We start from the raw sequence: 12,952 nt of genomic DNA, 5'->3' as shown, positions 1-12,952 counted from the left end.
CTGAATTGCCCCTCGCGTGCGCAGCGCAGTGGTCGCCATGATGCCCATGGTGGTTGAGCCCCGTGCCGCCGGTCCAACGATTATCGCCAATCGCGATCGATCGCTGATGCTGATCAATTACCAGGAATAACACGGCGAATACCACTAACTTCCTCGTTTTTGATCGTAAGCACTGATCGGAGTACCTTTGCGGCATGGGACAGGTGCTGGACATCGCACCGCTGCGCAGCCTGGTCGCGGTGGCGGACTGTGGCGGGTTTCACCGCGCAGCGGCGGTGTTGCACATGACTCAGTCCGCGGTCAGTCAGCACGTACGGCGTATCGAGGCCGTCGCGGGGGGTCCCGTCGTCGAACGGTCCGGACGCGGTGTGGCGTTCACCGAACTTGGGCATCGCGTTCTCGGTCACGCTCGGGCAATCCTCGCCGCGCACGACGCGGCGCTGGCCGATCTCGGTGCGGCCGAGGAGCAGGTGCTGCTGATCGGCGCCACCGAACACGGCGCCGATGTCATGTTGCCCGCCCTCACCGCGGCGCTGGGCGAGCGGTTGCCCAACTGGCGTCTACGGTTTCGTCTCGACCGCAATGTCACGCTCGCCGAGGCCATCGAACACGGGCTGGTCGATCTTGCCGTGATGCTCGACGGTTCCGGACTGGATCCCGCTCACGCCTCCGGAACGGTTGCGCTGAAGTGGGTTTCGGGCCGCACGTTCGCTGCGGTGAACCAGCCATTGCCGGTGGTGATGTTCTCCGAACCCTGCACGCTGCGCGAACCCACATTCGCCACGCTCGACCGGTGCGGGATCGACTACCGCATCGCCGCCGAATCCGCGAACCTGGCCGGCCTGTTCGCAGCGGTGCGCTCTGGCCTGGGCGTCGCGCTGCTGCCGATGATCGGCCGACTTCCCGACGGGCTGTGTCTGGCCGAGGGGCTGCCCCCGGCCAGCCGCGCATCGGTGTTCGTCCGCGGTCGCGCCGGAGTGGACGCCGAGGTACTGAACACCGTCGAGCAGACAGTTCACGACGTTCTCGCCGCACAAGCCTGATACTGGAAAAGACATGAAGCAGGAATTGGTCTTCGAAGCACCCCGACGCGGCATGCCGCCGCGGCACCTTGCCGACCTCGACGAGGACGGCCGTTCCGCCGCGGTCGCCGAGCTGGGATTGCCGAAATTCCGGGCCAAACAGCTGGCCAATCAGTACTACGGCCGGCTGATCGCCGACCCGCAGCAGATGACCGACCTGCCCGCGGCCGTGCGCGATCAGGTGGCCGACGCGCTGTTCCCGACATTGATCACGCCGGCACGGGAAATCCAGTGCGACGCGGGGGAGACCCGCAAGACGCTGTGGCGCGCGGGCGACGGCACGACCTTCGAGTCCGTCCTCATGCGTTACCCGCAGCGCAACACCGTGTGCATCTCCTCGCAGGCCGGCTGCGGCATGGCCTGTCCGTTCTGCGCGACCGGACAGGGCGGCCTGCAACGCAATCTGTCCACCGCCGAGATCCTCGAGCAGGTCCGGGCGGCCTCCTCGGCCATGCGTTTGGAACATGACGGGCGGCTGTCGAACATCGTGTTCATGGGCATGGGCGAGCCGCTGGCCAACTACAACCGGGTGCTGGCCGCCGTGAAGCGGATCATCGCGCCGCCGCCCAACGGGTTCGGGATCAGTGCGCGATCGGTGACGGTGTCGACGGTGGGGTTGGCGCCGGCGATCCGGAAACTGGCCGACGAGCGTCTCGGTGTCACGCTGGCCGTGTCGTTGCACACTCCCGACGATGAACTGCGCGACACGTTGGTGCCGGTGAACAACCGGTGGAGTGTCGACGAAGTTCTCGACGCCGCGCGCTACTACGCCGACGTCACGGGCCGGCGGGTGTCCATCGAGTACGCGCTGATCCGCGATATCAACGACCAGCCTTGGCGCGCAGACCTTTTGGGCAAGAAGCTACACAGCAAGCTGGGGCCGCTGGTGCACGTGAACCTCATCCCGCTCAACCCCACACCGGGTAGCAAGTGGGACGCCAGTCCCAAACCCGTCGAACGGGAGTTCGTCAAACGTGTTCAGGCCAAGGGCGTGTCGTGCACAGTGCGCGATACCCGGGGGCGTGAGATCGCCGCGGCATGCGGCCAGTTGGCCGCCGAGGGCTGAGCCCTCAATTCAGCACGAGGGCTGAGCCCTCAATTCAGCACCGAGGGCTAGTGTCTCTGCGTTGACTCTGCGGGTACGGCGCCCTCTACTCGCGTTTTGTCGCCATAGTTGCAGGATCGATGGGCTTTGGTGGACTCCGCCCGCCCCCGACTCTCCCGAGATTGAACGCAGGGACGATTCCGACGCGGATATGGTCCCTGAGTTCAATCTCGGCGAGGAGCCGTCACGTGGTCGGCGGGTTGGTGAACCAGAGGTTTTCCTCGCGCAGGCTGCGACTGCGCCAGCCGTCGGGCGTGCGCACCAGTTCGTGGTGGTAGTACCCGCCGCACGCGCTCATCTCCGTCATGCCCGGTAACTGCATGGGGTTGTAGAACATCGCGCGCACGGTCGCGTTGTCGCCGTCGCTCTCGAGGATCTCGACGTTGGTGATGTAGTGCATGCTCCACGGGATGACACCGAAGTTCGCGGCGAACCAGTCGACGACGTCGTCGCGGCTGCCCACGACGGCGCCCGCCGACGAGTAGTCGATCTGGGCGTCCTCGGTGAACACCGACCGGTACAGCTCCCAGTCCTTGGAGTCGACTGCCCGGGCGTATCGGTACAGCAGGGCTGCGATATCGGAATGTCGACTCACCCGGGCATGCCGATGGTCTTGGACTCGAAGTACTCCTTGAAACCTTCCTCGCCGTTGCGCCGTCCCAGTCCGCTCTGCTTGGAGCCGCCGAACGGGCTGTTGATGCCGAAGTGGCTGCGGCTGTTGATCGTGACGTTGCCGGTCCGGATACGCCGCGCGATCGCGAACGCGCGGTCCACGTCGCCGGACGAAACCTCCCCGGACAGGCCGTAGATGGAGTTGTTGGCGATGGCGACCGCCTCGTCGTCGGAGTCGTACGGCGTGACCGTCAGCACCGGTCCGAAGATCTCCTCCTGGGCCACCTGCGAATCGGGGTCGACGTCGGCCAGCAGCGTGGGCTGGGTGTAGTAGCCCGTGGGCAGGTTCTCCGGAACGCCGCCGCCGGTGACCAGCCTTGCACCCGAGTCGATGCCGGATTTGATCAGCCCGAGGACCTTTTCGCGCTGGGTCTGGCTGATCTGCGGACCCTGCATGATGCCCGGGGTCCACGGGTCGCCGACCGGGAAGTTCTCCATCGCGCCCTTGAGCATCTCTACGCCCTCGTCGTAGCGGCTGCGGGGGAGCAGGATCCGGCTCGGCAGGATGCATGACTGCCCGCTCATGACGCAGGCCATCATCGCCGCGATGGGCAACGCCGAGTTGAAGTCGGCGTCGTCGAGGACGATGTGGGCAGACTTGCCGCCCAGCTCGAGCATGGTCTTCTTGACGGTGGACGCGCCGGCGGCCAGGATGGCGCGCCCCGTGGCCGTCGACCCGGTGAAGGTGATCATGTCGACCCGCGGGTCGGCGGACAGGGCGGCGCCCACCTCATTGGCATTGGATACGACGACGTTGAACACGCCGGCCGGGATGTCGGTGTGCTCGGCGACGATGCGGCCCAACTCGGTCCCCGACCACGGCGTGAGCTGCGCCGGCTTGAGCACCACCGTGTTGCCCGCCATCAGCGCCGGAACCGTCTCGGCGATGTTGAGGTAGAACGGCACGTTCCAGGGGGTGATCGCCCCGACCACGCCGACGGGCTCGTAGGCGATCTTGCGCCGCGCCGGCCCCAGCTGGGTTTGGTGCACCCCGTTGTCGACGACGTACTCGAAATTCCTACCGTGCTCTGCCCAGTGCTTGACCTCGCCGATCGGATCCTCGATCTGCGAGCCGGTGACGGTGATCGGACAGCCGACCTCGGTGACCAGCACCCGCCGCAGCCGCTCCTTCTCGGCCTCCAGCGCATCGTGCAGCTGCATCAGGCAGTGGTAACGGAATTCGACGTCACGGCTCCAGTCCGTTTCGTCGAAGGCACGCCGGGCAGCGGCCACCGCACGCTCGACGTCGGCCACCGTGCCATCGGTCGCCTGGCCGGCCACCTGCTCGCTGGCCGGATGGATCACGTCGAATTTCGCACCGCTGCCGGTGTATTGGAGCTCACCGTCGATGAGCATCCGTTCGTCACCGGCGAGCACGCCGGTGTCGCTCTGCACCTGAGTCATACCGACAGCTTTACAAAAATTGCGTCTCGTGTCACCCCTTTGGAGAAACGGTTGACCGATCGGCAAGTCTCTGCGATCGTAGAGTCTCGCTCAGGACGACGGAGTGGAGGTGCCCAAGGGCCAATGCACAAGACCGGTCAGTTCGCGTCGGGCTGTTTGATGCCGACGGCGTGGCGCAGCTGCGCGAGGAACTGATCGCCGTCATCGCTGCGCACGATGTAGTGCGAGACCGCGACCCGGATCGCGGTGGCAGCCTTTACCGGGGCGTTGGCGCCCGACAAGAGTTTGAGCAGCCGCGCCCGCATCAGTGGTATGACGTTGGCCAGCTGGGCGATCACCACTTCGGGTTCGATGTCGACCAGCCGGACACCGGAATACGACTGCTGATATTGCACGATGAAACGCAGTGCGGCGTCGAGCTTCTCGGTGCCCCGAAGGCCGACGGTGGCGCGGCTCATGCCATGGTCGAACATCTCGCGCTCGTAGGTGCCGAACGCGTCGAGAAGTTCCTGCTTGTCGGCGAACCAGCGGTACAGCGTGGGGCGGGAGACACCCGCCTGCAGCGCCACTTCCGAAAGGCTCAGCTTGGTCTGGCCGCTGCGGGCCAGCACCTCGGCCGTCGCGACGAGTATCCGGTGTCGCGTCGAGGTGTCTTCGACTGATACGTCCCGCTGCGCGGGTACAGGTTCATTCACGTCCAGGCCTTGGTTCATGGTGGTTCACCAAATGGTAGGACCATCAGAGCAACTTCTTGAGTATTGCCACAGTCTCCAGGTCGGCCAAAGCTGCCACACCCCGCCTGGCGCCTTCCAGAGCGATGCCTTCGTCCTGCATCCCGCCGAGGCCGGCAGTGATCACCGGGGCGGCGTACGCGTAGATCGCGCCCAGCCGGTACCGCTCCCACAGGTCGTCGCGATCCAGCGTCGGACCGCCCGCCGCGGCCAGCGCGCGGCGGTACTCGTCGAGCAGGTCACGTTCGGCGGCTTGCCGGTCGAGCGTGGTCATGCAGGTGGCGAGGGTGTACGCCAGCTCACGGCCGGGATGGCCGCGGCGTACGGCCTGCCAGTCGAGCAGTCCGGCCGCACCGTCGCGGAAGAACAAATTGCCCGGGTGCGCGTCACCGTGCATCACGGTGTGCGGCGGACGGTCGAGGAGTTGGGCCGCCGCCCGATAGTTCTCATCGATGAACCGGCCGTCGGCCACGGGGATGTCGGTGGTCTCGGCGAGTCGCTTGGTCGCGAGCTTGAGCAGTGCGCCGGTCATCAGCGAGGTGTGGTCACCCGATGCCGAGTAGAGCCATCCGAGCGGCCCGCTGCCGCTGCGCGCCGGCAGCCGATTCCAGAACGCCGCATGCACGCGGGCCAGCAGCTCGACGGTCTGTGCCGCTCGGTCCTTGTCCAGTGGGTGCAGGGTGTCGGGGAATTCGCAGGGACTCGACGCCAGGTCCTCCAGCACCACCACGTACCGCCCGGTGAGGCCGTCGAAGGCCGCGCCGTAGGCACGCGGAACTCCGGGCAGCCCGCCGGCCAGCTGTTGGTAGAAACGAACCTCGGTGTGGCCCAGCCTGCCGAGCTCGCCCATCATGCGCGTGGCCGCGGTTTCGGCCGGCATCTTCACGAACACCGATTCGGGCACCCCGGAACCTGTCAGCGCCAGCCGGGCGCGCGACGACGTACCCGCATCGCCGCCGATGACCGACACCGATTCGACCCTGCGTCCGGTCAGTTCCGACAGGTATGCCGGATCCAGGTCGGCGATCCGGCGTGGCAGTGCCCGCATGCGCCCGATGACCGCATCGGTTGCGATACGTTGCACGCCGTGGCCGATATGTCCGGCCAGACCGGCGACAGGGACGAGACGGCGGGCCGGTGTAAGCATTCGCCAAGTTTACAAATGCGCGGCAAATTGTAAAGCGTTTTCGGAAAGGAACGGCGATGGCGGGTCCGTTGGAGGGGTTTCGGGTCATCGAGTTGGGTGTGTGGGTGGCCGCCCCGGCCGCCGGAGCAATCTTGGCCGACTGGGGCGCGGACGTCGTCAAGATCGAGCCGCCGTCGGGCGACCCGGCGAGAACGTTCGGGCGGATGCTCGGCCTGGATCCGGACCTGGGTGTGGCGGCCAATCCGCCTTTCGAGATGGACAACCGGTCCAAACGAAGCATCGTGCTCGACCTCGGTACCGCCCAGGGGCGTGACATCGCAGGCGAATTACTTTCCAGCGCGGACGTTTTCCTGACAAACGTGCGGCCTGCCGCGTTGCGGCGGCTGCAACTCGACTTCGACACCGTCGCAGCGCGCAATCCACGCCTGGTGTACGGACTTGTCACCGGATACGGATTGACCGGACCCGAGGCCGACCGGGCGGCCTACGATGTCGCCGCTTTCTGGGCCCGCGCGGGCTTGGCCGACCTGCTCACCCGCCCGGGGGACACCCCACCGTTCCAGCGCGGCGGCATGGGGGACCACTCCGCGGGAATGACGCTGGCCGCAGCGGTGTGCGCCGCGCTGCTGGCCCGAAATCGCACGGGCACAGGTCAATTGGTCAGCACCTCACTCTACCGCCAGGGCGCCTACACTGTCAGCTTCGACCTCAACACGCTGCTGATGAGTGGTCAGCAGATCGCGATCGGACAGCGCGAGGCGATGGCCAACCCCTGCATGAACAACTACACCGCAGGTGACGGGAAGCGGTTCTGGATCGTCGGACTGCAAACCGACCGGCACTGGCCCGCGCTGTGTCGGGTGGTGGATCGCAAAGAGTGGCTGACCGACGAGCGTTTCGCCACGGCGCGGGACCGATACATCAACGCCCGCAGGTTGATCAGCGATCTGGACGCCATCTTCGCGGGCCATCCGATGGATCACTGGGCTGCCCGCTTCGACGAGGAACCCGATTTCTTCTGGTCACCGATCAACAGCCTCGACGACGTCATCGCCGACGAACAGTTCCATGCGGCGGGCGGCATCGTCGAAGTCCCCGATGGGATTTCGACCGTACCGATGGTGGCCAGCCCGGCGGACTTCTCCGACACCCCATGGCAACCGCGCATGGTCGCCCCGGCACTCGGCGCGCACACCGACGAAATTCTTGCCGAGCTGCAGGCGGTCAGGGTCGCTGAGCGTTGATGCCCGCGAGCAGTTCGTCGAGCTGCTCAACTGTGACCTTGCCCGCCGAGAATCCGGCCAACCGCCCGATCGGTACGGATTCCAGCATCCGCAGCAGGTTCATGCCGAGTGCGGAATCGTCCGTGCCGAACGGGGAAGCGCTGCTCAGCACCGTCGCGATCGTTTGTGCGGCTACCGGGTCGGCGAGCAGCTCACCCAGGGTTGATTCGCGGGTGAACGGCCGCATCGGCTCGTCACCCTCCACTGTCACCGACGCACTCAACCGCAGGTCGCGGCTCGACGCGCCGACCGACACCAGATACTCGCCGGATTCGACCACCCAGCGCTCGGCATCGATGCTCCAATACGCGAGATCTGTTCGGCCGACCGGAATCTCGACGGCACGTCGCTCGCCCGGTGCGAGCGTGACCGAAGTGAAGCCGGCCAACCATCGGACCGGCCTGCCGACAGCGGAACCGGGCAGCCCGGCGTAGACCTGCACCACCTCACGACCCGTCCGGGTTCCGATGTTGGTCACGGCCAGGCGCACGGACAGCCCGTCGCCGGTGTCGGCCACCTCAAGGCCGGAGTAGTCGAACCGGGTGTAGGACAAGCCGTGTCCGAACGGGAAGGTCACCGGCATGTCCCGGGCGTCGTACCAGCGGTAGCCCACGAATATCCGTTCGCCGTAGACGGTATGGCCCGCTTCGGACGGAAAGTTGAGATACGCCGGGGAATCCTGCAGCCGGACAGGCACCGTCTCGGTCAGCCGGCCCGACGGGTTCACGATTCCGAACAGCACGTCGGCCAGTGCGCCGCCTCCGGCTTGTCCGAGCAGCGCTCCGTCGACGATGGCCGGGGCCAGTCCCGCGACAGCGTCCAGCCGCACCACGCCGCCATGGGCCAGCACCACCACGGTGCGCGGCTGGGCCCCGACCACGGCGCGCAGAAGTTCGATCTGGGCGGCGGGCAGGTCGATATGGTCGCGGTCGTAACCCTCGGATTCCGCTTCGGCGGTGAGACCCAGGAATACGATTGCGGCACCGGCGGATTCGGCGGCGGTGACCGCGGCGGCGACGTCGGTTTCCGGGCAGTAGGTCACCGCGTGATCGCCTGCCAGCCTCCGGATTTCGTCCAGGGGAATGTCGAGACGGGTCGGATTCACATGAGAGCTTCCACCACCTTGGTATCTAGGCTCTTGGGCGAATCCGCCGATGACCGCCAGCGGTGACGGCGTCAACGGGAGCAGATCGCCCTCGTTCTTCAGCAACACGACCGCCCGCTGCGCGGCCTCGCGCGCCAGCATGTGATGTGCATCGACATCGAAAGATGCCGCTGTGCTTACTGTTTCAGTGGCCTTCGAAGCCAGGCGGCTCACGCGGGCCGCGGCGCGCTCGACGATATCGGCGTCCAGGGCGCCCGAACGTACCGCGTCCACCACCTCGGTGTCGGAGACGCCGCCGGTGGCCGGCATCTCCAGATCCAGGCCCGCGGCCACGGCGGCCACCCGGTCCGCCACCGCGCCCCAGTCGCTGACCACCACGCCGTCGAAACCCCATTCGTCGCGCAGCACCGTGGTCAGGAGCCAGGCGTTCTCCGAGGCGTAGACCCCGTTGATCCGGTTGTAGGAACACATCACCGTCCACGGCCGGGCCTGGCGCACCACGATCTCGAAGGTTCGCAGATAGATTTCGCGCAGCGTTCGGAGATCGACGTCGGAACTGGCGCGCATGCGGTCGTGTTCGGCGTTGTTGGCCGCGAAGTGTTTGACCGATGCGCCGACACCTCGGCTCTGCACCCCGCGCACCCACGCGGCGCCCAGCGTCCCCGACAGCAGTGGATCCTCCGAGTAGTACTCGAAGTTGCGCCCGCAGCGTGGATCGCGCTTGATGTTGACGCCGGGGCCCAGCAGCACATGGACACCGAGTGCACGGCTTTCGTCGCCCAGTGCCTGACCGATGCGTTCGACCAGATCGGGGTCCCAGGTCTGGCTGAGGCCCACCGCGGGCGGAAAACAGGTGGCCGGTTCACTTCCGGACAGGCCCAGATGATCTGTGGCGCTGCCGGATTGCCTGCGCACACCGTGCGGGCCGTCGGTCAGCACGATTGCCGGCACGGGTCCGACGGCCTTGGTGGTCCAGAAGCTCGCGCCGCTGCCCAGCGCGGCCTGTTCGGCCAGGCCGAGCCCGGCGTTGGAGTCAGCTGATTCGGTCACCGAGCCCAGGGTAGCGTCGCGCGGATAAATCCCTGGTCAATGCTGGTTCTTGGCCCTGGCAGCATGACGGAGCTGGGCGAGAAAATCGTCGGCGTCATCGCTGCGCACCAGGTAGTGGCAGACCGCCACCCGCACCGCGGTGGCCGCGGCGACGTCGGCATCCGGTCCGTTTGTCAGGCGTTGCAGGCGTTCCCGCATCAGCGGGATCACCTGGGTGAGTCGTTTGATGACGTGTTCGGGTTCGATGTCGACCATCCGCAGACCCGGATAGGACTGCTGATATTCGACGACCGTACGCAGCGCCGCGTCCAGATGTTCGTTCTCTGGCAGATCGGCCGACGCCTGCGCCACAGCCTGTTCGTAGGTCTTTCGCTCCCACACCACGAACGCGTCGAGCAACTCCTGTTTGGAGCCGAACCAGCGGTAGAGCGTGGGCCGGGAAACCCCGGCCTGCAGGGCGACCTCGGACAGGCTGAGTTTCGTCATCCCGTTGGCCCCGAGGACCTCGGCGGTGGCAGCCAGGATCCGTGCTCGGGTGCTGCTGTCGTCGTCCGTCGACGATATTTCCGCCATGCCCACAGCTTTACAAATTATTGGCCAACTGTCACGCTAATTCGTGGCGCGACATCGTCGTCGGACGCCCGTGCAGGAGGGAATCCCAGTGACAGTTGCCAGCTCACCGCAGGCGCGCGAGTACAGCCCATTCGACATCACGTCGCACGACTTCTGGAGTCGGCCCTTTGCCGAACGTGACGAGACGTTCGCGCAGTTGCGGTCCGGTGACGGCCTGAGTTGGCACCAGCCGCTGCCGACACTCTTCGACGTCGAGGAGCCCGGGTTCTGGGCGGTGACCCGGCGCGCCGACATCCAATTCGTGAGCCAGCATCCTGAGCTGTTCACCTCCACCAAGGGCGTGGCGCTGGATCCGATGCCGGCCGACGTACAGAAATTCGCGACCTTCTTTCTCATGATGGATCCTCCCGAGCACACCACCTACCGGCGCCTGATCAGTTCGGCGTTCACCCCACGCAACGTGCGACGGATCGAGGAGCAGATCCACGCAAACGCGGTCGCTGTCGTCGACGACCTGATCGGTGCCGGGGACGTCGACTTCGTCGAGGCATGTTCGGCGCAGCTGCCGATGCGGACCATCTCCGACATGCTCGGCGTGCCGACCGCAGATCAGCCGGCTCTGGCCAAGGCCGCCGAGAAGTTGTTCAGCATGAGCGACGACGAGTACTCGTCGCTCGAAGAACGCGCGATGGCCACCATCAACGAGATCATGCTGATCTCGAACACGGGCGTGGAGCTGGCCAAGTTCCGGCGCGCCAATCCCGGTGACGACTTGATGACCAGCATCGTCAACGCCGAGGTCGACGGTCACCGGCTGACCGACGAGGAGATCGGGGCCTTCCTCATCCTGCTGGCCTCGGCCGGCAACGACACCACCAAGCAGACCACCACCCACGCGATGATGGCCTTGGCGGCCAATCCTGATCAAAAGGATTGGCTGCTGGAAGATTTTGACAACCGGATCGGCTTGGCCACCGAGGAGTTCGTGCGGTGGGCCACCCCGGTGATCCAGTTCGCCCGCCATGCCACCGAAGATGTCGAGCTGGCCGGCCAGCAGATCGCCGCCGGCGACAAGGTGGGTTTGTTCTACTGCTCGGGCAACCGGGACGAATCGGTGTTCACCGAGCCGCAGCGGTTCGATCTGAGCCGGTCACCCAACCCGCAGGTCGGGTTCGGCGGCGGCGGGCCACATTTCTGCCTGGGCAACCAGCTGGCCAAGACCGAGCTACGACACCTGTTCCGCGAATTGCTGACCCGGCTCAAGACCGTCGAATTCGGCGAGCCCGAAATGCTCTACAGCAGCTTCGTGCACGGCATCAAGCGCGTCCCGACGCGCATCGCGTAGATCGGTACACGATGCGTGTCGAAGTCGATCTCGGCAAGTGCACCGGGCACGGCATCTGTGAATCGATCGCCGAGGACGTGTTCGAGGTTTCCGACGGGGGCATGGTGCACATTCACGGTGACGATCACCCGGAGAATGATCGAGAACGGTTGCAGACGGCGGTAACTCAGTGCCCGGCCGGGGCGTTGCGGCTGCAGGGCTGAACCACCCTGTGCTGACCGGGTTTCAGTCCAGGGCCACCAGCACCCGGCTTGGGCCGCGCACTGTGTAGTTGGTGCCATAGTCCAAGGGACCGGCCAGCTGCCAGTCGCGGACCTCCTCGACCAACTCCTCGACAAAGATCTGGGCCTCCAGGCGGGCCAGATTCATCCCGAGGCAACTGTGCAGACCGAAGGCGAATCCCAGATGCGACAACTTGCGGCGGGTGATGTCGAGTTCGTCGGGGCGCTCCCAGCGTCGTGGATCGCGGTTGGCCGCTCCCAGTAAGAGGGTGATGCGCTCGCCACTGCCGAGCACTGCGTTTCCGACGGTGGCAGACTGGCCCACCACGTCGCGGAAGATGGAGTGCGTCACCGTTTCCAGGCGGTGGACCTCTTCGACTGTGTCGAGGGCCAAGGTGCGATCGGCGTGCAGAAGGCGGCGCTGATCCGGGTGGACGGCCAGTGTCGCCACGATCTGTGCGAGAAGCTTGGCGGTGGTCTCGTTGCCGGCGAACACCAATTGCGTATTGCTGGCAACGATTTCCTGCTCGGTCATGTGCTCACACGCATACTGGTGGCCGACCATGGTCCCGATCAGATCCCAGTTGTCTTCGGCGGGGCAGCCACGGCGGGGCAACTGCTCGCGAATGTAGGAATTCAATTGAGCTGTCGCGTGTTTCCCGGCGGCGATCAACTCGGCGCCGTGCTCGCCGGGCATGCTGTAGCCCTCCGCGGAGGCGCCCATCGCGTCACTCCACGCCGTGAACTGGCCGACCATCTCCGGCTCGACTCCGAGCATGTGCGCGATCACCTCGGTCGGGATGCCGCGGGTGAGTTCGGAGACCACCTCGACGGTCTCGCCGTCGCGCAGTCTGGCGGCGACCGGCAACATCCTGGACCGCACGATGTCGGTGATCACCGGCCGCAGCCGCGCCAAGGTCCTCGGCCGGAAATCACTCGACCAGATCGCTCTGATCCGGTCATGGTGCGGGCCGTCGTAGAACTCCATCGTCGGCCCGCCGAACACCGCCGCGTGTTCGATCTGGCCGCGTTCGGAGCCGAACCGTGAAGGTGCGCTGAGGATCTCCTTGGCGAGGTCGAATTCGCCGACCATCCATCGGTTTATCCGCTCGTTGAAGACCACGCCGCCCAGTTCCCGGATCTCGCGGTAGCGCGCCCACGGGTCGGCGACGAAGGCCGCGTCGGTGGTGTCGAACGACAGCAGCGGGAAATGGGTGGCGGCCATGGCTGTCAT

12 protein-coding genes are annotated in these 12,952 nt (G+C 66.0%); 5 read left to right on the top strand and 7 right to left on the bottom strand.

Features of this window, described 5'->3' with window-relative positions:
- The first annotated feature begins 194 nt into the window (after nucleotides 1–194).
- Nucleotides 195–1,043, top strand: a complete 849-nt coding sequence (locus tag H977_RS0129620) for a LysR family transcriptional regulator (protein ID WP_029111250.1) — start codon at nucleotides 195–197, stop codon at nucleotides 1,041–1,043.
- 13 nt (nucleotides 1,044–1,056) lie between these two features.
- On the top strand, nucleotides 1,057–2,148 hold the full coding sequence (rlmN, locus tag H977_RS0129615) for a dual-specificity RNA methyltransferase RlmN (RefSeq protein ID WP_029111249.1): 1,092 nt from the start codon (nucleotides 1,057–1,059) through the stop codon (nucleotides 2,146–2,148).
- Nucleotides 2,149–2,371: 223 nt separating this feature from the next.
- Here the strand turns inward: rlmN and H977_RS0129610 are convergent, their stop codons facing one another.
- The 4 genes from H977_RS0129610 to H977_RS0129595 form a co-directional block, all read right to left on the bottom strand.
- The gene (locus H977_RS0129610) at nucleotides 2,372–2,782 is read right to left on the bottom strand and encodes a nuclear transport factor 2 family protein (protein WP_029111248.1); all 411 of its coding nucleotides are present in this window, start codon (nucleotides 2,780–2,782) and stop codon (nucleotides 2,372–2,374) included.
- Nucleotides 2,779–4,263, bottom strand: coding sequence for an aldehyde dehydrogenase family protein (locus H977_RS0129605; RefSeq protein ID WP_029111247.1), 1,485 nt, complete (start codon nucleotides 4,261–4,263; stop codon nucleotides 2,779–2,781). The genes H977_RS0129610 and H977_RS0129605 overlap by 4 nt, the downstream gene beginning before the upstream one ends.
- 137 nt (nucleotides 4,264–4,400) lie before the next feature.
- Nucleotides 4,401–4,976: a TetR/AcrR family transcriptional regulator gene (locus H977_RS0129600; protein WP_155946889.1), complete on the bottom strand. Its 576-nt coding sequence runs from the start codon at nucleotides 4,974–4,976 to the stop codon at nucleotides 4,401–4,403.
- Nucleotides 4,977–5,001: 25 nt separating this feature from the next.
- Nucleotides 5,002–6,141, bottom strand: coding sequence for a phosphotransferase (locus tag H977_RS0129595; protein WP_029111245.1), 1,140 nt, complete (start codon nucleotides 6,139–6,141; stop codon nucleotides 5,002–5,004).
- Between the two features lie 56 nt (nucleotides 6,142–6,197).
- Between H977_RS0129595 and H977_RS0129590 the strand changes: the two genes are divergently transcribed.
- The gene (locus H977_RS0129590) at nucleotides 6,198–7,385 is read left to right on the top strand and encodes a CoA transferase (RefSeq protein ID WP_029111244.1); all 1,188 of its coding nucleotides are present in this window, start codon (nucleotides 6,198–6,200) and stop codon (nucleotides 7,383–7,385) included.
- Here the strand turns inward: H977_RS0129590 and H977_RS0129585 are convergent.
- The gene (locus tag H977_RS0129585) at nucleotides 7,366–9,579 is read right to left on the bottom strand and encodes a glycoside hydrolase family 3 C-terminal domain-containing protein (RefSeq protein WP_029111243.1); all 2,214 of its coding nucleotides are present in this window, start codon (nucleotides 9,577–9,579) and stop codon (nucleotides 7,366–7,368) included. The genes H977_RS0129590 and H977_RS0129585 overlap by 20 nt on opposite strands.
- Nucleotides 9,580–9,615: 36 nt before the next feature.
- Nucleotides 9,616–10,152, bottom strand: coding sequence for a TetR/AcrR family transcriptional regulator (locus H977_RS0129580; protein WP_029111242.1), 537 nt, complete (start codon nucleotides 10,150–10,152; stop codon nucleotides 9,616–9,618).
- An 88-nt stretch (nucleotides 10,153–10,240) separates the two neighbouring features.
- On the opposite strand from H977_RS0129580, the gene H977_RS0129575 reads away from it, so the two are divergent.
- Both H977_RS0129575 and H977_RS0129570 read left to right on the top strand, forming a co-directional pair.
- On the top strand, nucleotides 10,241–11,497 hold the full coding sequence (locus H977_RS0129575) for a cytochrome P450 (RefSeq protein WP_029111241.1): 1,257 nt from the start codon (nucleotides 10,241–10,243) through the stop codon (nucleotides 11,495–11,497).
- 11 nt (nucleotides 11,498–11,508) lie between these two features.
- Nucleotides 11,509–11,700 carry a ferredoxin gene (locus tag H977_RS0129570; protein WP_029111240.1) on the top strand — a complete coding sequence of 64 codons (192 nt, stop codon included), beginning with the start codon at nucleotides 11,509–11,511 and terminating at the stop codon, nucleotides 11,698–11,700.
- A 22-nt stretch (nucleotides 11,701–11,722) separates the two neighbouring features.
- Here the strand turns inward: H977_RS0129570 and H977_RS0129565 are convergent, their stop codons facing one another.
- Nucleotides 11,723–12,952, bottom strand: a complete 1,230-nt coding sequence (locus tag H977_RS0129565; RefSeq protein ID WP_081681905.1) for a cytochrome P450 — start codon at nucleotides 12,950–12,952, stop codon at nucleotides 11,723–11,725.

The sequence above is a fragment of the Mycobacterium sp. URHD0025 genome, assembly GCF_000426065.1.
GTDB lineage: Bacteria > Actinomycetota > Actinomycetes > Mycobacteriales > Mycobacteriaceae > Mycobacterium.
The sequence above is the reverse complement of the archived record's forward strand: the minus strand, read 5'-3'. Positions and strand labels throughout refer to the sequence as shown.